Annotated in this window: 21 protein-coding genes; 6 read left to right on the top strand and 15 right to left on the bottom strand. The window is 31.7% G+C overall.

Annotated features, from left to right (window positions below; genetic code table 11):
• Positions 1–139: 139 nt before the first annotated feature.
• Together Q1W72_RS08810 and Q1W72_RS08805 are read right to left on the bottom strand one after the other, a co-directional pair.
• Positions 140–1,150: a glycosyltransferase family 9 protein gene (locus tag Q1W72_RS08810; protein ID WP_099716231.1), complete on the bottom strand. Its 1,011-nt coding sequence runs from the start codon at positions 1,148–1,150 to the stop codon at positions 140–142.
• A 48-nt stretch (positions 1,151–1,198) separates the two neighbouring features.
• The gene (locus Q1W72_RS08805) at positions 1,199–1,804 is read right to left on the bottom strand and encodes a DUF4254 domain-containing protein (RefSeq protein WP_099713978.1); all 606 of its coding nucleotides are present in this window, start codon (positions 1,802–1,804) and stop codon (positions 1,199–1,201) included.
• An 87-nt stretch (positions 1,805–1,891) separates the two neighbouring features.
• On the opposite strand from Q1W72_RS08805, the gene upp reads away from it, so the two are divergent.
• A complete protein-coding gene (upp, locus tag Q1W72_RS08800) occupies positions 1,892–2,545 on the top strand; it encodes a uracil phosphoribosyltransferase (RefSeq protein WP_099713977.1) in 654 nt (217 codons plus the stop codon).
• On the opposite strand, the gene Q1W72_RS08795 is transcribed toward upp, so the two are convergent.
• A complete protein-coding gene (locus Q1W72_RS08795) occupies positions 2,540–3,469 on the bottom strand; it encodes a DUF6427 family protein (protein ID WP_099713976.1) in 930 nt (309 codons plus the stop codon). The genes upp and Q1W72_RS08795 overlap by 6 nt on opposite strands.
• 143 nt (positions 3,470–3,612) lie before the next feature.
• Here Q1W72_RS08795 and Q1W72_RS08790 point away from each other — a divergent pair, with 143 nt between their 5' ends.
• A complete protein-coding gene (locus Q1W72_RS08790; RefSeq protein WP_099713975.1) occupies positions 3,613–3,843 on the top strand; it encodes a uracil phosphoribosyltransferase in 231 nt (76 codons plus the stop codon).
• 31 nt (positions 3,844–3,874) lie between these two features.
• Here the strand turns inward: Q1W72_RS08790 and purD are convergent, their stop codons facing one another.
• A complete protein-coding gene (gene purD / locus Q1W72_RS08785; RefSeq protein ID WP_302134767.1) occupies positions 3,875–5,149 on the bottom strand; it encodes a phosphoribosylamine--glycine ligase in 1,275 nt (424 codons plus the stop codon).
• A 132-nt stretch (positions 5,150–5,281) separates the two neighbouring features.
• On the opposite strand from purD, the gene Q1W72_RS08780 reads away from it, so the two are divergent.
• Genes Q1W72_RS08780 through Q1W72_RS08770 form a run of 3 tightly spaced genes read left to right on the top strand, consistent with a single transcriptional unit; the run spans position 5,282 to position 8,872 of the window.
• Positions 5,282–6,595, top strand: a complete 1,314-nt coding sequence (locus Q1W72_RS08780) for a phenylacetate--CoA ligase family protein (RefSeq protein ID WP_302134766.1) — start codon at positions 5,282–5,284, stop codon at positions 6,593–6,595.
• A gap of 4 nt (positions 6,596–6,599) precedes the next feature.
• Complete coding sequence (gene wecB / locus Q1W72_RS08775) at positions 6,600–7,691, top strand: non-hydrolyzing UDP-N-acetylglucosamine 2-epimerase (RefSeq protein ID WP_302134764.1); 1,092 nt, start codon at positions 6,600–6,602, stop codon at positions 7,689–7,691.
• Positions 7,688–8,872 (top strand): glycosyltransferase family 4 protein, encoded by a 1,185-nt coding sequence (locus Q1W72_RS08770; protein ID WP_099713971.1) that lies wholly within the window; start codon positions 7,688–7,690, stop codon positions 8,870–8,872. Before wecB ends, Q1W72_RS08770 begins: the two co-directional genes overlap by 4 nt.
• Here the strand turns inward: Q1W72_RS08770 and Q1W72_RS08765 are convergent.
• The 4 genes from Q1W72_RS08765 to Q1W72_RS08750 all read right to left on the bottom strand — a co-directional run bounded on the left by Q1W72_RS08765 (position 8,869) and on the right by Q1W72_RS08750 (position 13,299).
• Complete coding sequence (locus tag Q1W72_RS08765) at positions 8,869–10,236, bottom strand: undecaprenyl-phosphate glucose phosphotransferase (protein WP_099713970.1); 1,368 nt, start codon at positions 10,234–10,236, stop codon at positions 8,869–8,871. The two genes, Q1W72_RS08770 and Q1W72_RS08765, sit on opposite strands and share 4 nt — an antisense overlap.
• Before the next feature lie 51 nt (positions 10,237–10,287).
• Entirely contained in the window at positions 10,288–11,271 is a 984-nt protein-coding gene (locus Q1W72_RS08760) for a UDP-glucuronic acid decarboxylase family protein (protein WP_099713969.1), read from the bottom strand.
• Between the two features lie 148 nt (positions 11,272–11,419).
• The gene (locus Q1W72_RS08755; RefSeq protein WP_099716230.1) at positions 11,420–12,148 is read right to left on the bottom strand and encodes a class I SAM-dependent methyltransferase; all 729 of its coding nucleotides are present in this window, start codon (positions 12,146–12,148) and stop codon (positions 11,420–11,422) included.
• A 35-nt stretch (positions 12,149–12,183) separates the two neighbouring features.
• Complete coding sequence (locus tag Q1W72_RS08750; RefSeq protein ID WP_099713968.1) at positions 12,184–13,299, bottom strand: glycosyltransferase; 1,116 nt, start codon at positions 13,297–13,299, stop codon at positions 12,184–12,186.
• 229 nt (positions 13,300–13,528) lie between these two features.
• Here Q1W72_RS08750 and Q1W72_RS08745 point away from each other — a divergent pair, with 229 nt between their 5' ends.
• Positions 13,529–13,915 (top strand): hypothetical protein, encoded by a 387-nt coding sequence (locus tag Q1W72_RS08745; RefSeq protein ID WP_099713967.1) that lies wholly within the window; start codon positions 13,529–13,531, stop codon positions 13,913–13,915.
• A gap of 29 nt (positions 13,916–13,944) precedes the next feature.
• On the opposite strand, the gene Q1W72_RS08740 is transcribed toward Q1W72_RS08745, so the two are convergent.
• The 7 genes from Q1W72_RS08740 to Q1W72_RS08710 form a co-directional block, all read right to left on the bottom strand.
• Positions 13,945–15,069: an O-antigen ligase gene (locus tag Q1W72_RS08740; protein WP_233206855.1), complete on the bottom strand. Its 1,125-nt coding sequence runs from the start codon at positions 15,067–15,069 to the stop codon at positions 13,945–13,947.
• Between the two features lie 130 nt (positions 15,070–15,199).
• Positions 15,200–16,270, bottom strand: coding sequence for a hypothetical protein (locus Q1W72_RS08735; RefSeq protein ID WP_302134759.1), 1,071 nt, complete (start codon positions 16,268–16,270; stop codon positions 15,200–15,202).
• 28 nt (positions 16,271–16,298) lie between these two features.
• Entirely contained in the window at positions 16,299–17,312 is a 1,014-nt protein-coding gene (locus tag Q1W72_RS08730; protein WP_099713964.1) for a glycosyltransferase family 2 protein, read from the bottom strand.
• The gene (locus tag Q1W72_RS08725) at positions 17,313–18,617 is read right to left on the bottom strand and encodes an MATE family efflux transporter (protein ID WP_099713963.1); all 1,305 of its coding nucleotides are present in this window, start codon (positions 18,615–18,617) and stop codon (positions 17,313–17,315) included.
• A gap of 93 nt (positions 18,618–18,710) precedes the next feature.
• The gene (locus Q1W72_RS08720) at positions 18,711–19,697 is read right to left on the bottom strand and encodes a hypothetical protein (protein WP_099713962.1); all 987 of its coding nucleotides are present in this window, start codon (positions 19,695–19,697) and stop codon (positions 18,711–18,713) included.
• A gap of 9 nt (positions 19,698–19,706) precedes the next feature.
• Positions 19,707–21,386: a hypothetical protein gene (locus Q1W72_RS08715; RefSeq protein ID WP_099713961.1), complete on the bottom strand. Its 1,680-nt coding sequence runs from the start codon at positions 21,384–21,386 to the stop codon at positions 19,707–19,709.
• A 36-nt stretch (positions 21,387–21,422) separates the two neighbouring features.
• Positions 21,423–22,910, bottom strand: a complete 1,488-nt coding sequence (locus tag Q1W72_RS08710) for a GH3 auxin-responsive promoter family protein (RefSeq protein WP_099713960.1) — start codon at positions 22,908–22,910, stop codon at positions 21,423–21,425.
• Positions 22,911–22,931 lie beyond the last annotated feature (21 nt).

The raw sequence follows: 22,931 nt of genomic DNA, 5'->3' as shown, positions 1-22,931 counted from the left end.
ACAGCAAGCCAAAGTAGTATTTTTAATACTAATAATTTAAAACCTATTTGTTAAATAATTTATAAAATTATTCCTTCAAATAAATAGCTAAAAAAACAATAAACCTAACTATGAATTTGATTAAACTCACTTGTTTACACTAATTTAAAACCTTTATAATAGAGTCGACAGTAATCGTTCGCATGACATCTTCATATCCTTCTACTTTTTTATTTCCATAAACTGAAGTGGGTAGTTTTGGAAACTGATTTCTATCCGAAACCAACGCATTTTCTAAAGGCTGATTAAACGGTGAAAATCCCGCATACGGATGCGTCGCGCCCCAAAGTGAAATGACTTTAACCCCAAGCATAGCTGCTATATGGGCATTTCCGGAATCCATGGAAAGCATTACATCCAGATTACTGATGAGTTGCAATTCCTGTTGGAATTTAATTTTGCCCGCCATATTGATGACGTTTTCTTTATTAGCAGAAAACGAATCCAGGATTTCGATTTCCTTTTTTCCACCACCAAAAAGTAAAATTTTATAGTCTAAATTTTTCGATAATTGATTGATGACTTCCTGCATCAAATCCAGCGGATATACTTTAGAATCGTATTGTGCAAAAGGAGCTATTCCTATTAGTTTTTTACTTTTTTCTCCAATTACCGCTAGAATTTCCGGACTCAAAACTGCTTTTTCAGGAAAAACTGTCCCGACACTTCGGGATGATAAATCAACCGTAAAACCGAGTTGTTCAAAAACTTTTACGTGTCTTTCAAACATTGTTGGCAGTTGCTGGAACACTTTATTTTCGGGTTGTGTTAATGCTTTTTTTTCTGCTCTTCCCTTATCAACCGAAGCTGTTTTTTTTTCGCTTAAAGCAAAAAGGTTTCGGATAATTTTAGAGCGCAACACGTTGTGTAAATCGGCAAAAGCATCAATATTTAAACCTTTTAAATCTTGGAACAAACGCAACAACCCCAAAAATCCTTTGTGTCGTTCTTTTTCATCGAAAGCAAAAAAAGTAATATTAGGAATCCCTTCAAAAAAAGGTTTGAAAAAAGGTCTGGAAATCATTGTGATTTTAATTTCCGGATGCTGGTTTACAAAAGTGCGTAAAACAGGAACCGTCATGGCGACATCTCCCATTGCGGAAAGTCTCATGACGGCTATATGCTTTATTTTATTTGACAATTTTGAGGTTGTCAAAAATTACTTCTTGTTTTGATACAAAACAGGATTCAAATCATCATCGTTGTACATTTTCATTTGCTTGTACACTTTCATGAATTTATCTCCATTTTCAATGTCTGTCAATAAATCATCGATAGCCAAAGACAAATCTGTTCTTTGTTCCAATAAAATATTCAACTTTGCTTGACATTTATCTCTATGATCTTGTGAAGCTTCGGCACGAGTAGCTTCTTCTTGCATGTGATAAATTTTCAATGCCAAAATAGACAATCTGTCAAAAGCCCAAGCCGGACTTTCTGAGTTGATTTTTGCATTCTCTTTTACTTTTACATGACTGTATTTTTGAAGAAAATAACTGTCAATATATTCCACCATATCAGTGCGTTCTTGATTAGAAGCATCGATTCTTCTTTTCAAAGTCAAAGCAGCAACAGGATCAATGTTTGGATCACGAATAATGTCCTCAAAATGCCATTGAACGGTATCAATCCAGTTTTTGTGATACAACAAATGCTCAAATTTATCTTTTGGGAAAGGGTTATTAATCGGTTGGTCTACATTATCAAACTGATGATAATCTTTAATACTTTGTTCGAATACTGAATAAGCTAATTTTGAAAACATATCTTTATATTTTAAAGGACAAAGATACTTTTTTATACTTTTATAGATTATAAAAATATTTATAAGTTTAATAGCAAAAATAAAAACATGCAAATCCATTATTTATCAGAAGACAATAGCATCCTAAATCATTTTTTAGGACAAATACGAAATGTAAATGTTCACAATGACAGCATGCGTTTCCGAAGAAATATTGAACGTATTGGTGAAATAATGGCGTATGAATTAAGTAAAAAATTACACTACAAAAGTGTCGAAATCCAAACTCCTTTAGGTATAAAAACAACAACTGAGATTAAGGATCAATTGGTTTTATGTTCCATTTTACGCGCTGGTTTACCCTTACATTTAGGGTTTCTGAATTATTTTGATAATGCCGAAAATGGTTTCATTTCCGCCTTTAGACACCATCCAAACAATGACGATTATTTTGATATTTTAGTGCAATACCAAGCCATTGCTGCTATAAATGAAAAAAACCTAGTATTAGTAGATCCCATGCTTGCAACCGGTCAATCTATTGTTGCCGTTTTCAATAAATTAATGGAGAGAGGGACGCCAAAAGAAATTCACATTGCTGTTGTGATTGCCGCTCCGGAAGGTATTGCTTATCTTGAAGAACATTTGCCGGAAAACTGTCATCTTTGGGTTGCTGCTTTGGATGAAAAACTAAACGAGCACAGTTATATTGTACCAGGATTGGGAGATGCTGGAGATTTAGCGTACGGTGAAAAATTATAATTGGGAGAAAAAAGCAAAAAAACTGCAGGCAGTCAGCACATACATCACTAATTCCTGATTTAATTTTTCTTGAGGAATTTCAATATGGCTGGTTGCCATCATGGCCAAAGGCGCAAATGTAAACAGCAACAAATCATTACTTTTATTTGCCGAAATCAGAAAAATCACAACTCCGATGAAGAAAGAGGCGATGATTTTTTTGAAAGAAGTATGTAACAATTGTGGTCTGTTTGATAATGTGGCAAACATGGAAACCAAGAAAAACAAAGCTACAGTCGCGTAAATTGATAAAGCCCCGTTTTGATAATTATTCGTGAAATAGTCGATTTCAAAATTGATTTGTACACTTTTAATGATGTATTCAAGAACATCCAAATCGAAAACTGTTGCATAAATCATGAACAGAATTCCAACAATAAAAAAAGCGATAAAAGGCAATATCCAGTTTCTATAATCTCTGGAAACATGGAAAATTATGGATATAAAAACCAGCACTATGAAAATTATACTCCAAAAATGAAATAGTGCCGCTAAAAAAACCCATAAAGAGGCATCAAATATTTTTTCTTTGGAAGCTTTCAGGGATTGCAATGAAATCAATCGGCGAAGCGCCAAAAGAATAAAGAAATTAGACAAAATCAGATTTAAATTATCTAATACTGAAGGAAAAAAAAGTAGAAACAAAAAGTAAAAAAAAACTGTGTAGCTGCTGTCTTTACTCAATCCGTTTTTCTTAACAACAAAATTCGTGATAAAAACAGATGCCAATAAAACACAAAACAACATTCCCTTTTTTGAAATTAATACAAAGGAATTCATCCAGGATAAATCTTGAAATTGGTATATAGAAAAGAAAACCAGCATTAAAATTACGACCAATGAAAAATTTAATGGTGTAGATTTTCTAAAAACACTTGTTATCATAAGGATATTTTATACTTTTGTGTTCGTAAATATAATACTTGTTTAAAAAGTAAGCCCTGCAAGTTCAAAAAGATTCTTCTAAATAAGAACTTTTAATTCCCAGAGTTCCTCAAAAACAATTAATAAAATTAATTTTATACATTATGAAAGCATTTTTCGAAGGAATACAATACTTATTTGTAAATATTTTATTTGCTCCTCTAGACTTTTTACGCTCATTAGAGCTATCATCTTGGTTTGCTGCTAATACAATCAATTGGATTTTCATGATTATTTGTGCTTCGGCAATGGTATATTGGATCAAACAATTGAAAATTTTTGAAGACGCCGGAACAGAGAAGCAAGATACTACCGCTCACTCTTTCTTAAAATAAGAATTAAAAAAAAGTGAACGATAATTGGAAACTATTTTAAGTCGTTTCCAATATCTTTTCTAAAATACATCTTATCAAAATTTAGTTTATCTATGTTTTGGTAAGATTTTTTTATGGCCTCTTCGAAATTATTTCCATAAGAAGTTACGGTTAAAACCCTTCCTCCGTTTGAGACTACGTTTCCGTTATCCAGTTTGGTTCCTGCGTGAAAAACAATCGAATCTTCAATGGCTTCTAATCCAGAAATTACTTTTCCTTTTTCGAAATCTTCAGGATATCCGCCAGAAACAACCATAATTGTAGTGGCGCTTCTTTCGTCAATTTCTAGATTGATTTCGTCCAGTTTTTCATTGGCTACTGCCAAAAATAACTCCACTAAATCCGTTTTCAATCTCGGGATAACCACTTCGGTTTCCGGATCGCCCATTCTCACATTGTATTCAATTACGATTGGCTCGTTTTTCACATTAATCAATCCGATGAAAACAAAACCTTTGTATGGAATTCCATCTTTTTGAAAACCATCAATAGTAGGTTTTACAATACGTGTTTCTATTTTTTCCATCAAAACAGCATCAACATAAGGAACCGGAGAAACAGCTCCCATTCCGCCTGTATTTAATCCTGTGTCGCCTTCGCCAATGCGTTTGTAATCTTTAGCCGTTGGTAATATTTTGTAGTTTTTTCCATCGGTAAGAACAAAACAGCTCAATTCTATTCCGTCAAGAAATTCTTCGATAACGACTTTTGAACTGGCGTCACCAAATTTTTGATGCACCAACATGTTTCTTAATTCTTCTTTGGCTTCCGCCAAATCTTGAATAATCAAAACCCCTTTTCCAGCTGCTAATCCATCCGCTTTCAAAACATACGGCGGTTGCAATGTTTCCAGAAATTTACAGCCTTTTTCTACCGTTTCTGCAGTAAAACTATCGTAAGCGGCAGTTGGTATTTTATGTTTGATTAGAAATTCTTTGGCAAATTCTTTACTTCCTTCCAATTGCGCACCAATTTTTGAAGGACCGATAACCGGAATATGACTTAATGCAGCATCGTTTAGAAAGAAATCATAAATCCCTTTTACCAAAGGATCTTCTGGTCCTACCACAACCATTGCTACTTTTTCCTGAATAACAAACGATTTTATAGCTTCAAAATCAGTTGGGCTAATAGCAACGTTAGTAGCTATTGAAGCCGTTCCAGCGTTTCCTGGCGCTACAAAAAGTGTGTCACAAAGCGGACTTTGAATCATTTTCCATGCAAAAGCATGCTCTCTTCCGCCCGAACCCAGTAGTAAAATTGTCATGTGTAGTTGTGTTTAGTTGTGGTGCAAAAATAATTGCTTTTGAACTTAAAAAATAATTAATTTTCAAAAAGTTGTTGGTTCTCCGTCATTAGTTGTTGGTAAATATTATTTTTGGTAAAATATCCCTTTAAAATGTTTCGACTATTCGACTTATCGTTGCAGATAAATGGCTTCCAAATGAAGGAAGCTAAAGCCGAATTGCGGAAAATTGTAGCCTTTTCTGAAAAAGAACACGCCGTTTTCGTCGAAAATAAAAAATTGGAAATTGTCCATTTTCATTTGCAAAATAATGCTTTTTATAAAGATTTAGCAGGAACGACAACTTTTACAAACTGGGAAGATTTACCCGTTTTGAATAAGAAAAACTTGCAAAAACCATTGCTTGAAAGGCTTTCCCTAAATTATTCTTCTAAAAACAGTTACATTAATAAAACATCCGGTTCCAGTGGGACTCCTTTTATTTTTGCCAAAGATAAATACTGTCATGCGTTGACTTGGGCTTCAAACATATACCGTTTTGGTTGGTATGGAATTGATTTTAATACTTCCTATCAAGCGCGTTTTTATGGAATTCCGATGGATTTCATAGGCAATCAAAAAGAACGTTTTAAAGATTTATTGAGTCATCGGTTTCGGTTCTCCATTTTTGATTTATCGGATGACGTTTTAGAAAAGATTCTGAAAAAATTTCAGAATAAAAAATTCGATTACATCAATGGTTATACCAGTTCGATTGTTTTGTTTGCTAAATTTTTACAAAAGAAAAATATCGTATTAACAACAATTTGTCCCACTTTGAAAGTATGCATGGTCACTTCAGAAATGCTTTTTGAAGAAGACAAACTCCTTTTAGAAAAACAATTTGGCATTCCTATTGTCAATGAATATGGTGCTTCGGAGCTAGATTTGATTGCTTTTCAAAACCCTGAAGACGAATGGCAAGTCAATTCAGAAACCTTGTTTGTAGAAATTTTGGATGATAATAATAAAGCGGTTCCTGATGGTACCGCAGGCCGAATTGTAATCACTTCCTTGTTCAATAAAGCGCATCCGTTCATACGATATGACATTGGCGATATTGGAATTCTGGACGAAAAAAGCACGTTACAAAAACCGATTCTCAAAAAATTAATAGGCCGAACCAATGATGTTGCTATTTTACCCAGCGGGAAAAAATCACCCGGACTTACCTTTTATTATGTTACAAAAAGCATCATTGAAGATGACGGAAACGTAAAAGAATTTGTGATACAACAAACCAAAATAGATACTTTTGAAATTGAATATGTGAGCGATATCGAATTAAATTTGGCACAAATTAAAAAAATTGAAGAGGCGATAGCACTTTATTTAGAAAATGATTTGGTGTTCATCTTCCATAAAAAAGAAAAATTAGAACGAAACAAAAGCGGAAAATTAAAACAATTTGTTTCATTTGTAAAATAACACTATGAAAATCACAATAGTTGCAGGCGCAAGACCCAATTTTATAAAAATCGCCCCCATCATTAAAGCGATAGAGAAAAAACAAGCAGAAGGTGCTGAAATTTCATATCGGTTGGTACATACTGGACAACATTATGACAAAAACCTCAGCGGCACATTTTTTGAAGAATTAAATATTCCTGAGCCCAATGCAAACTTAGAAGTAAAAAGTGGATCACAATCGATACAAACTGCTGCAATAATGGTTGCTTTTGAACAAGAATTAATGCAAAATCCATGTGATTTAGTTTTGGTAGTTGGCGATGTCAACTCGACTATGGCCTGTGCAATTGTTACTAAAAAATTAAATATTAAAGTAACCCATGTAGAAGCTGGTATTCGTTCAGGTGATATGACAATGCCGGAGGAAATCAATCGAATTGTTACGGACAGTATAACGGATTATTTTTTCACAACCTCAACTTGGGCAGGTGAAAATTTATTAAAATATGGGGCAGATTCTTCTAATATTCATTTTGTTGGAAATGTGATGATAGACACTTTGTATCAAAACTTAGATCGAATTTCAGCACCAATTTTTTGGAATGAATTCAATTTAGAAACCAAAAATTACATCATTTTGACTTTACACCGTCCTTCGAATGTAGATGAAGAGCAGTCATTGATTCAACTTTTGCAAGGAATTGATAAAATGGTTGGTGATAAAAAAGTGATTTTCCCTATTCATCCGAGAACAAAAGCGATTTTAGGTGAAACTAATTTAAAATTGAAAAACATCCTATTTGTTGAGCCACAAGGTTATTTGAATTTTATGTTTTTAATTAAAAACAGTTTTGCTGTCATTACAGATTCTGGCGGAATTTCAGAAGAAACAACGGTTTTAGGGATTCCTTGTTTCACCATGCGAAACAATACCGAAAGACCCGAAACACAAACCATAGGCACTAATACTTTAGTTGGTACATCGATTGAGAATCTAAAGAAAATGTTTAGCGATTTTGTTCAAAATGGTAGTCGAAAAGCAGGAATTCCTGAACTTTGGGATGGAAAAGCTTCTGAACGAATAATTGATATTTTACTTTCAAAAAAACAATGAAAGAAATCCTCATCATATCTAATTATTATCCACCGGAGAAAGGTGCGGCAGCGAATCGAATCGAGCAGCTGGCTTTAAAATTACATCAAAATAATTATACAGTTTCTGTAATTTGTCCCTTGGCGAATTATCCAAAAGGCGAACTATTTCCGGAATACAAAGGCAAATTTTCTGTTACTGAAAATCTACAAAATATTATTGTAAAACGTCTTTGGATTTATCCGAGCAACAGTAAAAATATAATCAAGAGACTATTATCGGTTTTATCCTTTTCTTTTGGATTGTTTTTTTACTTATTATTTCAAAAAACACCTCAAAAAGTAGTGGTTCAATCACCTCCATTATTACTTTCTTTTATTTCAGTTTTAGTTCTTTCGCTGAAGCGGAAAAAAATTATTCTGAATGTTTCTGATTTATGGCCATTGGCTGCAGTTGAATTAAATGCTTTAAAAGCCAATTCATTTTCGCATCGTGTTTCTTTATTTTTAGAACGTTTTATCTACAAAAAAGCAAGTTTAATTTTAGGCCAATCCAACGAAATTATTACTCATGTCCACTCTATTTTTCCTGAAAAAAAGTGTTTTTTATATCGCAATTTTCCTGACCATAAAACCATTGAAATGGATTTAGAAACCCGAGAAAATGAGCCTGTTAAAATTTTCTATGCCGGTCTTTTTGGGGTGGCACAAGGTGTTTTAGAATTGTGCGAAAAAATCAACTTAGAAGGATTAAATATCGAGTTACACCTATTTGGTGATGGCGCTGAAAAAAAACAAATAGAAGCCCTAATTCAGTCCAGAACAGATAAGAAAATTATTTTTTACGGAATGATGGACCGCAACACTTTGCATAAAATGTTAAAAACGTTTGATATCACAATAGTACCATTAAAAACAAGAATTTATGGTTCAGTTCCTTCTAAAATTTTCGAGTATGGCGCATTAGGATTTCCTGTTTTATACTTTGGTGGTGGTGAAGGAGAAATCATAACAGAAAAGCATAATTTAGGCTGGGTAGCCAAAGTAGGAAACTATGATGATTTGAACGAAAAACTGCAAACTATTTCAAATATTCAAAAAGCAGAATTAGATTTAATGAAAAAACGAATTTTTAATGACGTTCAAACTTCGTTTAATCTTGATATACAAATAGAAGATTTGATTCAACAAAATGTTTTCTAATACGCTTTTTCTTCTCCTTTAAAAATATTGACAACTGTTTGAGAAATTATTTTTAAATCTAAAATTAAGGACCAATTTTCAATATAAAAAACATCAAATTTTATTCTATTAATCATATCGGCTTCTGTCTCGATTTCACCTCGAAAACCACTCACCTGTGCTAATCCGGTAATCCCTGGTTTAACATAATGGCGTACCATGTATTTTTTAACTTTATTTCCATAGGCTTTATTTTGAGCCCAAAGATGTGGCCGCGGACCTACAACTGACATGTCTCCGAGTAAAACATTTAAGAATTGAGGCATTTCGTCTAAACTTGTTTTCCTCATAAACTTCCCTATTTTGGTAACACGCGGATCGTTTTTTGAAGCTTCTTTTTCTGTTGTTTTATTGATTTTCATCGAGCGAAATTTATAACAGAAAAATTCATTTTCATCAATTCCTGGTCTTCCTTGTTTGAAAAAAACCGGACCTCTGGATTCTAACTTTATTAAAATTGCCAATAATGGAATTAACCACGATAAGAGAAATACAATAATTATACTAGAGAAAACAATGTCAAAAATCCTTTTAAAGATCATTGTAGCAGGCTCATGAAGCATGGTTTTTTTTAAAGAGAGTACCGGGAAAAATTCGTAGTAGTCAATTTTCAAATTTTTTGAAAAAATCTCTTTTGTATCCGGTATGAATTTTATCGCTTTATTGTTTTCATCTGCAAAATCAATTAAATCTTTCAAATGCTCATTGGAAATTTCGTTTAATGAGCAATAAATTTCATCTACACAATTTTCAATTACAAAGGGTTTCAAATCTGCTAATTTCCCTTTAATATTTTGATTTGATTTTTTATCTGAAAAATAGCCTAAAAAGCGATACCCATAATCATTTCTGGTTTCAAAAAGATTTTTTAATTCTATCGCCTCAGGAGTATATCCAATAATGACAGCACTTCTATAATTACTTCCGGTTATAATCCTATATTCTTTTAAATAGTAAAACAACAAAAATTTTGAAATAGTAATTAGTAACATCACAGAGGATATAAATAGGGCAATCACTACTCCGTTAAACACGACTTGTTTTGAAAACGGAAAAAAAGCAATGGTTATTAAAAGAAACAAAACGCCCTGTTTTACTAGTTTTGATATTATTTCAAGCGGAGTTGTAAAGCGATATATTCCGTAGAACCTTACAAAAAAAGCAACTGTACCCCATCCAAGTATCTGATAAATAAGAAAGTGCTCAATCTTAAAATTAAGGTCTTTGAAAAAGAAAAAACCAAGAGTCAAAATAACCATTAGATCTATTGAGATACTAATGGGTCTAATGTACTTTGAATATCTTCCTGTTCGAGATGCACTCATAATTAACGAATATAACCTGGTTGGTTTTTTATCGGTTTAAAAAAATTCCTGTTACTTTATATAACTGGAAAAATCTTTATGTTCCTCTTTAGAAAGTTCCTCTTTAGATAACGATTTGAAATAATCATAGGTGATTTTCATTCCTTCAGCACGACCTATTTTGGCTTCCCATCCAAGCAATTCTTTTGCCTTCGTGATATCTGGCTGACGCTGTAAAGGGTCATTTACCGGTAATGGATGATATACAACTTTTTGATTAGTTCCTGTCAATTTTATAATTTCTTCCGCAAAATCCTTGATGGTGATTTCATCTGGATTTCCAATATTTACCGGATAAACATAATCGGAATGCAGTAATCTGAAAATACCTTCGACTTGGTCATCCACATAACAAAACGAACGGGTTTGCATTCCGTCCCCAAAAATAGTTAAGTCTTCCCCACGAATTGCCTGACCAATAAAAGCAGGAATTACGCGGCCATCATTAAGACGCATTCTAGGTCCATAGGTATTAAAAATTCTAACAATTCGGGTTTCTACGCCATGAAATGTATGGTACGCCATCGTTATAGATTCCTGAAAACGTTTTGCTTCGTCATAAACACCTCTTGGTCCGATTGTGTTTACATTTCCATAATATTCTTCCGTTTGTGGATGAACCAATGGATCTCCGTACACTTCAGACGTAGATGCAATAAGAATTCTGGCATTTTTTACTCTTGCCAAACCTAAAAGATTGTGCGTCCCAAGAGAGCCTACTTTTAAGGTTTGTATCGGGATTTTTAAATAATCTATTGGACTTGCAGGCGAAGCAAAATGAAGAATATAATCTAGTTGACCCGGAACATGAACAAATTTTGTAATATCATGATGATAAAATTCAAAATTCTCCAGTTTGAACAAATGTTCTATATTTTTTAAATCTCCCGTAATGAGATTATCCATTCCAATAACAAAATAGCCTTCTTTAATAAAACGGTCACAAAGATGTGATCCTAAAAATCCAGCTGCTCCGGTGATAAGTATTCTTTTCATATAGATTTTATAGTTTAGAACTATTCTTGACCTCATAAAGAGGTTTCTGTCAAAAATAAACTTATCATTAGGATTGTGAAAGAAATAAGGCAAAATATTTTTTTAATAACCTTTTATTTATGTCCCGTTATTGGTGAAACATTTCAAATTATCCTATTTTTTCTAAAACAAACACGTTGTTGAAATAAGCTGTTTTATCAATTGGCAATACAAAACTGAAAAGCATTCCAAAAAAATTAAAAAAGACAATGAAAGGAATTAGGAAAACCTGTCTTACGTTTTTATTGTTTGGCAGTATATTCTTTATATAATTTAAATTGAATTGAAAAATAACTTCTATATAATTTCCTGTTTTAAAATTGTCAACCACCTTGAAACCATTTTTTTGATACAAATGTTGTAAAGCTGGTGTTGTATACCTTGCAAAATCATATGGCATTTCATGTTCTTCCCACATAAATGGAGTCGTTATTAAAGCCGTCCCATTTTTCTTTAATACTCTATTAAATTCCTTTAATAATTCATCAATATTAAAAACATGTTCTAAAACTTCGGTACACAAAAGAGAATCAAACCGTTCATTTTCAAATGGAATTTCTTTTCCATCATAAAATTTATCTACTTCATTATAGTTTTGTTCTCTCCCTTCAATCTTATAATCCACACCAATATATTCCTTTACATTTACAAATAGATTTTTATAAGGCTTTGTTCCACAACCAAAATCCAACAAAGAACCATTGAGTTTATGAGCATTATTTTTTATGGCGCTTCGAATTGATTTTCGGATAAGAAAATTATAATTAATGAAAAAACCTATAATCCCGGGATGAAATTTTTCTTTCTTAATCTTTTGTTTGATGAACTCTTTATGCATTAAAATTCTTTTTTTCAATATTAAATAAACAGCATTTATTCCAAATAAATAGATTCTAGTTCGAAAATATTTTTTTTAATATCATAGTTTTCGGAATAAGAAGTAAACGCATTTTTTGACAATTTATCCAATAATTCTTTATCACTCAATAGCTTCAAAATTTTATTTTTAAAACCTTTTAAATCCTCATTTTCAATAACAAATCCATTATAATTATCAATAATTAAATCTTTATTTCCATCGCAGTTAGTAACTACACAAGCTTTAGATAATGCCAAACTTTCAATAATAGAATATGGCATTCCCTCATATCTGGACGTTGAAATATAGAATTTAGATTGATTAATTATATTAAAAACATCGGTTCTTTCTGTCCACTTTATAAGAGTGACATCATTAGTCATGTCTAATTCCTGAATCAACTTTTTAACGGATTCTAACTGTCCAGATACTGGGCCAACTCCCATTACGATTAAATGAATTTTAGCTTCTTTATTAACTTCATACATTACCCGTATCATTTGTTCAATGTTTTTTTGATACGATGGACGCCCAACGGTACAAATATAATCTTCAGGCCAAGTTTTAGTAATAAGTAAGGGTTGAGTTTTAGTTATTGGCTCAATACAATTATTGAATACCATTACACTTTTAGGTTTATAACCAACGACTTCAATCGCTCGCTTTTTTTCGGATGCTGATGTGGCCAAAAGTAGACTATTCCCATTGGCAAGAACCTTTTCAATACTCAAAAAAAGGTTTTTTTTCACTCTATTTTGTGTGCTTAAATACGAAAAAGCATGTGGCGTATAAATGACTTTTATTCCTAATAATCTGCCAGTGATTCTACCTATAATACCACCTTTAGCACTGTGAGCATGTATTAAATTTGGTTTTTCTTTTTTTAGAATTTTATAGGTTTGAAATAATGATTTAATATCATTCAGTATTGAAATGTCCCTAAAAATAGAAACTTTATATTCTTTTACCTCATGGCCATTTTTATCAAAAAAAGGCTTGTTTGTGTCTTTGGTCCCATGAACAACAATGTTTTCAAACAAATCAGTATCCATATTTTCTAAAACAAGTCTCAAATATACATCCACTCCACCTATAGAATGTAATACATGAACTATCTTTTTTTTTGCCATTTTTATGATGTAAAAGAATAATAATCTTCACTTATTCCTTGTGAATTTAGTATCACAAATCAAATGTATCACAAATTTAATGATTACAAAGTATTGATTTAAATTATCTCATGAGCACCTATTTTAAAAAATAATCCTACCTATATATAACATCTATTAAGTTTCTCCGATTAAAAAAAATAACGATATTTACGGAAATTTTTATTTCTATCATTTAAAATAAATTCAAATGAAAAATACGTTTATGATTGCGACTCTAGTTGCTTTATTTTCATTGTCTTGTGGAAACAAGAAAGAAGAAACGACACAACAAGATGCCATTCAAGAGGTTGATTCTAAAGCGTCTAATGAAGTAAAAGTTGAAGTTACTGACTTTGATCGTTACGAAGGTAAAATTGTTTTGGGAACTAATGGTCAATGGTATTTAATAAAAGAAGGAGTTCGCTGGAGAACTAATTCTATAGCCGCAACAGATGATTATATTAAAACACTACCTCCCGGAAAAGATTATGTTGTAAAAAATGTACCTATTGAAACATTACAACAATTTTCAGAAGTTGGAGAAATTTATCCAAATTTAGAATTCAAAAAAGATGTAATTAAAACCGCTAAATAAGCGGTTTTTTTTATGTCATTTTAAAATAATTATGCAACAGGCCGCTTACTTTTTTGTTGAAGCCAATAACTGGCAAATATAGAAATCCATAATCCGCTGAAAACAATTCCATCAAAGCGAAGCAGGAAATCATCTGTAAAGTTTGAAGTGAAAAACAAAAAAAAGAAAGAAATTATAACTGCATTTTTTGTCTTAATTCCTAAATAAGCAATAAATCCAATATAGAATAAGGCTGTAATAGGTCCCAATATTCCAAATTTTAATAAATAATCTAAAAATTGATTGTGTGTTGGGAACTCATATTTTGCCAAAAATATTTGATTCGTTTCTTTAAAATACTTTACTAATTCTGTCTTTCCGTCCGATGCTCCCACTCCAAAAGGAAGATTTTTAAGGGACAATTCCCATGCTGATTTCCAGATGGATAATCGGGTTACAAAAGAACTGTAAACCGCTATTTCGGGATGATCTATCTCATCTAATTTCCCCACTTTATCCATATTCGAAAAAATTTGAGTCGAATACTTTTCCTTCATGAAAGGATTCTTTTGTATGAATAAAAATAAAACAGAACCAATTAAAAGCAACATAATAATTGCTCTTTTGAAGATAACCTTAGAACTATATCTTTTGGAAATTTGAAAATAACCCACCGTCATAAAACCAAACAAAGTGCCTAATAATGCCATCCTGGTATTCACGTATAAAACAAAAAAGAAAGAGCTGATAAAAAGCATTAAATCTCCTATTTTATACCATTTAGTATAATGTGCTTTAGAAGTTTCAAGCAAAAAATAAAGATTAGAAAACGCTACAAAAGCCAAGTGCATATTGAGTGCCGGTGCATGAATACCAATACTTTCAGAAAACACATAACCCATTTCCCAAAGATGAATCCCATTCAGATATTTAAAAAAATGTTCCGGATACAATAGTATAAAACGCCCAAAAAAGAATGCCATAATAAAGGTTGTTCCAATGCAATAGGCTTTTAAAATTTTAAGAAATTGAATTCGTTGATAATTTCCAATTATAAATATTGGAAAAAAAAGTAATGAAAGACTTTTCTCCAATGATTTTAAACCCAACACATAAGAGTCATTATTTACAAAAAACAACATTTCCATCAAAAATGGAGCTGCTATTACCAACATAATTGGCAATTGGCTTTTTGAAAATTTTATTTTTTTTAAAAACAACAAATTGAAAACAACAAAAACGATCAAAAAAACAGTGCATAGTTTTCTGAAAATTAAAGTGATAGCAATTAAAAATAAAAATAAATTAAATACTTTGTTGAATGTCTTTTCTGAAATGTTCATAATACAATGCAAAATATATTAAAGGGAAAAGGCCTATTTTATGTCTAATGGAAGTCCCTAAATCAGGCTCAAATATACCTTGAACTATGAAATAAGCAAATAAAATTAGTAATATCCACAACTCAAATTGATATTGTTTTCTGTTTTTTAAACATCTGGAAAACCGAACAAATAAAATATAAAAAATCAATAATTGCCATAGCACAAAGGCCAATACTTGAGGAGATAAAATATGCTTAATTGCTTCAACTATAGGCACATTTACTGCCATAAAACCATAGACAATACCAAATGCTTCACCATACCAGGTGTCTTGTGATATTGGTGATACTATGGCCGTATTTATATTGTTTTTATTGATATTATTAATCACATAATTCTCCCTTGTTAGTTTAGAAATATACTCTCCTCTTACAACTCCATGACTCAGTGATAAAAAAATGGCAATCAGTAATCCATAAAAAATAGTAGAAAATGTTTTGTTCTCAAATTTGATAAATGACAATACATACATCCCTATTGCAAATATTGGCAGCAATATATAATAGGGTCTGAAAAACGAAAAACAAGCAATTAAAATAAGTGAAAAAATGATTTTAAATCTTGGCTTTTTATTGGATTGGAATATAAAAGGAATTGTACAAAACATTAAAAAAGTTATAAATTCCTTAGTAGGCATAGACATGTATATTCCCGTGAGAAGTAAAGCAACATAGACCAAACCATTTTTTACATTTAACTTATGGAAGTTAGATGGCACACCAATTTTATAATATATATATGTTACTATAGGAAATTGAATTAAGGCAATAAGAAAAAAAGGAAGATGTCGCAGGCCTGTAAGCTTATAAAACATAATGGCAAACGGGTAACTGCCAAACCAGCCTATTTCATGTAACTTGTCAAATACTATGATTACAGTATCGTTAAAATATCTTTCCGGTAAAATATAAGGCGTCAGAAAGGCTACTATTAAATTACAAAAAAACAACCCTATAAATACCGCCTTATTTCTTTTAATTTTTATTTTCATGTAAATGATGGTTCGATTTAAATGTAAATCATAATTTCGTTTTTTTATAAAACAAATTCATCTTTGCATATATACTCATAAATTTTGGTAACACAGAAAACGGTAAAATTTTATAAAATGAATTTACTTTATCTACTGTGATGTTTCTTCCTGAAGAAATTAAATTTTTCCATGAAGATAATTCCTTAATAAGCACTTTTTTATTGTTTAAGGAAAGTTTATCAAAATGCATTAATATTACAACATAATAAAAAGACCAATAATTTTTCATGGCCAGCTGCAGTGTCTCTTTTTCGTTTTGAATTTCAATTAATCCCTTTTTTACCGACTTATGAATGTCTAAAACAGCTTGCTCATTCATAGAGTAAACCTCTGATCCCACTCTTAATTGCCTATACATATAAAATGATTTAGGATAAATACAATAGGTATTTATGTGGTTCATCAATTTGGCACACCATTCCATATCTTCATATTTTAGGTTCAGAGGAAAAAACAAATCATTGTCGATTAAAATAGATCGTTTAATTATTTTATCCCAAGGACTTGATGCATATAAATGATAATAAACCAAGTCTAGGGCATCGTCTTCAAAGTTTCCTGAATTATGCTTTAGTTTATTTTGATTGTATTTGCATTTTATGTTGTTAGTAGAAAAATATCGGCTTTCTTCATGAATAATTATATCAAAATCATTGTTCTTTATTAAAATAGCCATTTCATTTAATACAAAGTCTCCACTCCAAAAATCATCACCATCCACAAATATCACATATTGTCCACGAGCTTTTGACAGTCCATAATTTCTAGAATCCGCTGCCCCACCATTTTGTTTATCCAGTAATTGTATTCTTTCATCTCTACTTTTATATTCCGAACAAATGGCTAATGAAGTGTCCATCGAACCGTCATTAACTAAAATTAATTCAAAATTAGAAAATGATTGCTCTAAAATACTATCTATACATTGATTCAAATACTCTTCAACATTATAAACCGGTACAATTATACTAAAAAGAATATTTTTATTTACCTTATTCATTTAATGCATTATAATTAATAGTTTGTCTTTTTTATAAACAATAAATGCAGTAATAATATTCCAAAAAAGTAAGCTAGACACAAAAGCAATTGCCGCACCAGTAAGAGAATATATTGGAATTAATATAAAATTAAGAATAAAATTCAGGAATACTGCTGAAATTAATACCACTTGAAAAATACGCTGTCTTCCAGTCATGTTCAAATAAATAGTCGTTATCCCAAATAAAGAAGCTAATAATTGACCCGCCATCAATATTAAAAGTGCTTGTTTGGCTTGTACATAATTAGGTCCAAAGAAATGGAGGATACTTTCAGAATAAAAACAAACGACCACAACAATAGGCAGTGTAAGAAAAAAAATTATTCTGGAACTTTGTTTCATTGTGTTTAAAAGAGCAGTCTTATTATTATCTGTAAATTGTTTTGCAATCTTTAAAGAAACCGATATAAAAACAGAGTTATTAATCAAAAATAAAATAGAGACCAACTTCATCGCAATTGAATAATAAGCAACTATTTCGTCTCCTTTGAATTTTTTTAAAAAAACAACGTCTAAAGTCAGCATCAAAAAAATGGCTAAATTACTTACCGCCATTGGGTACGATTTTGACGCAATAAATGAATAGGAAAAACGACTGCTGTCACTTTTATTAGAGGAAACAAATCCTTCTTTTTTTAAAATCCAAATAACAATTCCTGTTGTTATAATTGCCAGCGCTATAAATCCTATTAAAAAAGTATCGATAAGATACATTTCCTGATGAAAATAAAGTAAAACTATAGCTCCAAATATGACTGACAAATATTTGAATAGGTTTCTAAACAGTTCTGCCATATATACCCTTCCTAATGCCCTTATTGTTTCTGTATTAAATAGAGTCAAGGAATAAAAGAACAATACTACCACCGCTTTTAAGACTAATCTATAAGTATTATTATCATTAAAAAAAAAGATTATGATGCTTTTTCCAAAAAAGAAAAAAAGGACTAATACTACAACGGACAATATTAAAATAAGCGAAATAATTCTCAGATATATTGTCTTTAATTTTTCTGTTTCATTTGTACTTTTTAAAATACCTGTAAAATATAAGATGGACTGATCCGAACCCAGAATACATATACTGCTTAAAACCAAAAGGATTTTTTGTATAAAGTCGAATTGACCAATGATTTTTGGGTCGTAATTATGCGTTAAAAACAATGAAAATCCAAAAAGGGTAACTACACCTATAATTCTTAAAAACATCGTTTTTAAACTCTGTAAAACAAATGGATTTTTTTTTATTTTATTGAAACCCATATTGATTTTTTCAAAATTTAAGGAAATGATAGTATCTGATTAATTAAAACCCTATTCGTCTGTATTTAGTTTTAAAAAGAAAGTGAAAAACAATTAAATCATTTTTGATTTTTCCAACTGACTTTTATAATACGCTAAAAATAAACGAATTAAAATAAATGATAGTAAAAATAAAACTGGCAAAACCAATTTTAACTTTCCATTGACTGAGTTTGTATTTTCAATATTTAAGGTTGAACTATTGTCTTTTATAATTTTATCCAATCCAACTAAATCTACTCTATGATTTCCTTGTTCATTAATTAAAGTCTCTTTCGTTTTAATAACATCGTTAAGCTGTGTATTCTCATTATAGTAAACAAGTTTATCGCTTTTTTGAGCCCCATTTACCATATTAGAAAACCCATTCAAAACACCATTTATTTGTGAAATAATAGTGTCATTTTGAATCATTTTTATTTGAATATTATTTACTGTCTCTTTTTGGACTTTTTTATAGTAATCCGTTTCGTTTAAATAGATTAAAATAGGTTGAACAGTTTCCGTATTATTTGTTTGGTTTTTAGTTTTGAAAGTAATCGTATGTAAGCTGTAATTCTTACTGGTCAAATTATCTTCAAGGATTTTTTTTATATCTCCACCCTCAGCCATCAACTTGATTAATTCAAAGTTCTCTGTCTTGTTTTCAATGAATTTATAAACGTCCGTTATGGGTTTGATTTCAATTTTAATTATTTCTTTAGGATTTTTAATCCCTACAATTTCTTTCAGAAAAACGGTATCCCGCTCTTTGATTTTAGATTCAATCAAGTCAATTTTTGAATATAAATAATCCGTGCTTTCAAAATTTGGGGTAACTATAATTTGATGATCATAGGTTTTTTTTGTCACATCCAAATAAAATCCTAATCCAACTCCAATTACCAACAAAATCAAAATTACAATAGCATTTTTTACAAAAAACTGAATACATCTAAACAAAAAGGTATTAATCCATTCAAATAATCTTCCTATTTTTTTAGAAATTTGTGTTAAATCAATCTCCTGATCTTCTTGGTTATTGGGTTGGTTTTTGTTCATCCTATATTTTTATTTTACGTTGAAAATTTGTTCCAATATCTTTATTGTAATCAAATAAGTAGGTTTTACTCCCGTAGTACCTAGTCCGCCTGAAGCCAATGTGCTTCCGGTTTCCAGAGGATTATCTGATGCATAATATGCGTATCTCACTTTGATATCATGAGGAACACTCTTTCTGATTTTTGAAGCAGATTGGATGGCTTTTTGGTAATATGAACCTTCCATTTCCAATCCTATAACTCCCCAAGTTGATTCATGGAAAAATTTCAATAAATCTCTGTTTTGTAATGAAGTCCCCAAAACGGTGACCATTGGTCCGGCAAAAACAGCAATATCATTTCCTTCAAACATATCAGCAGTCAATTCATTTTCGAAAAAATAATTATCCGCTGTTCCTTCATTGATGTGTGCATTCGGAATCATAATATCTCCTTTTCCACCTTCCAGAATTCCCGCTTTTCCCATGATAGAAACTGATTCCACATTAAGCAAAGTCGCTTTTTTATACGGCTTCAATAACTCATCAATGGTTTCATAAGCTTGCTCCCCAAAAGCATAATCCATAACAATAAGCACCGGTTTTTTATCTCCGGTATTTGCTTTTGGAAATGATGTTTTGGACCAATCAATTTTAGCGGTATCAAAAATCTGTACATCTATATTTGTTCCGGAAGTATCCAGTAACGAAATCATTCCGTGTTTCAAAGCTACTGCTGAAACCTGATTGCGAACTTCGTTCGCACCCGATTTGCTTAATTCTTCATAAATAAAGAAATCCGATTTGTCTTTAAACCTCGTTTTTAAAACCTCTGTGGCAAAAATAGAGTTCATCACACTGTGCATGTTCGCGCTAATCACGTGAATCGGTCGGTCCAAAAGTTGGTTTTCTTTCAAAACCTCCTTAATGTTTGTGGCCCAAATTTCGCCGTGAATATGATGTCCCAAACGTTCCCTTAAGATAGGGCTAAACGTTATGGTTCTCTTATTATCGTCAACTATTTCTTCAATCGCCAGTTTTCCTAACCAAAAAATAACGTGCAAAAATCGATCTGGCGCCGCTGTTGAACCGAATGCATCATAAATATCCAATACTTCCTCAAATGTTCTTCCCAGGATATTTGCAGCATGTGAAATGGCTTTTTCTTTTTCTATCTGTGTCAGCTTTTTCTTTTGAGAAACGGCTTGTTCCAGTTTGAACCAATCGCGGGAAACTTCGCCTGCGTCATCTAGTAAAACTCTATTTCTAATTTTGTGGGATTCGATGAAAATAAACGTCAAATGCGTCAAAATATCATAAATATCTGAACGTCCGCGGGTGATTTCCACGTTCATTTGTTCTTCGTCTATACGGTAACAATTGCGTCGTCTTTTTGGTGGAACAATCGCTTGAAAATGAGATTTTGAATACCCTTCTTCCGAAGTTAAATTGATGAATCTACATTCTTCAATTCCTACCGGAAGACGCTCTATAACATACAAAAGTCCATTTAATTCTACTTTTTCATCTGCAATATTTCCATATATTTCTGGGCTTAATGCCAATAATGCTTCTCTCAATGTATCTCCGGAAACTCCCATTGGCTTATAAAATCCTCTATTGAAAAGATGACGCATGGTGATGTACATTTTTTCAATTGCTGCCGATGATTCTTGCGCTCTGGAGCGTGATATATTTTTAGTCTCTTTCATTTTCTAATTATTTTCTAACCTTCAAAGGTAACTCTTTTATTTATTTTTTAATAAATCTACTATATTTCTGTCATTAGAGAGTCTCGGAATTTTATTTTGTCCTCCCAGTTTGCCTATCGATTTCATATAATCCTGAAACCCATTCTTAGCCACTTTGGTGACAACCACTTTACGCAACACTTTGCCCACAATCAAATCGTCATAATACACATTTTGTTTGCGCATGGCGGTATCTATCGCTTCCGCAAAAGATACGCTGTCTTCCGGTTCGTTCTCAAATTCGATGAACCATTCGTGGTACGGCAATCCTTCTACCGGCGTGATTTGTGGCGCAACGGTAAATTCATTGATGCGAATATCTGTTCCAATAATTGCTTCCTGCAACGCACTTTCCACTTCCTTGCCAATCACATGTTCTCCAAAAGCCGAAATATAATGTTTGATTCTTCCGGATACTATAACTCTGTAAGGTTTTAAACTGGTAAACTGAACGGTATCTCCAATATTGTAGCCCCAAAGTCCCGCATTGGTAGAAATAATCAGGACATAATTCACACCCAGTTCTACTTCGCCGATGGTGTATCGTTTTGGATTTTCAGTATAGAATTCGTCACTTTTTATAAATTCATAGAAAATTCCGGAGTCCAAAAGCAGTAACATTCCCTTTTCTTTTTGCGAATCCTGATAGGCAAAAAAGCCTTCCGAAGCCGGAAATAGCTCAATACTGTCTACTTTTCGTCCAATAAGATTCTCAAATTTGGCGCGATACGGTTCATAATTCACACCACCGTAAATAAACAAATTGAAGTTTTTGAAAATGTCTCCTACGGGCTTCCCTCCTTTTTGATTTAGTTTTTCAAAATACATTTGAACCCAAGACGGAATTCCAGAAATAACTCTCATGTCTTTATTAAAAGTTTCCTCTACAATCGCATTTACTTTGGTTTCCCAATCTTCAATACAATTGGTTTCCCAAGAAGGCATTCTGTTTTTTTGAAGGTATTTTGGAACAAAATGAGCGACAATTCCAGACAATCTGCCTAATTTAACTCCGTTTTTTTCTTCTAATATTGGGCTTCCTTGCAAGAAAATCATTTTCCCATCCACAAAATCAGCGTTTCCGGTTTCATGAATGTAATGTAGAATTGCATTTCGAGCCGCTTCAATATGAAACGGCATGGATTCCTTAGTCAACGGAATGTATTTTGCCCCAGAAGTAGTTCCGGAAGTCTTGGCAAAATAAAGCGGTTTTCCTTTCCAAAGTATATTCTCCTGGCCTTTTACCACCTTATCAACATAAGGTTTCAATCCTTCATAATCTCTTACTGGAACTTGTTTCGCAAAATCCTGTTGAGTTTTTATTTGGTCAAAATGATGGTCAATACCAAATTGTGTTTTCTTCGCTTCTTTGATTAATTTTTGCAAAACCTTCTTTTGAGTTTCAATAGGATTATTGGCCCAAAGTTGTGTTTTCTTGTATATTTTTTGTGCAAATAATTTTGCAGCCGTAGATTTTATTGACATTTTTATTTTTGTTCTTTAAAA

Origin of the sequence: Flavobacterium sp. ZE23DGlu08 (assembly GCF_030505335.1) — a bacterium.
Classification (GTDB): Bacteria; Bacteroidota; Bacteroidia; order Flavobacteriales; family Flavobacteriaceae; genus Flavobacterium; species Flavobacterium algoritolerans.
This window is presented reverse-complemented; position numbering and strand designations above follow the sequence as displayed.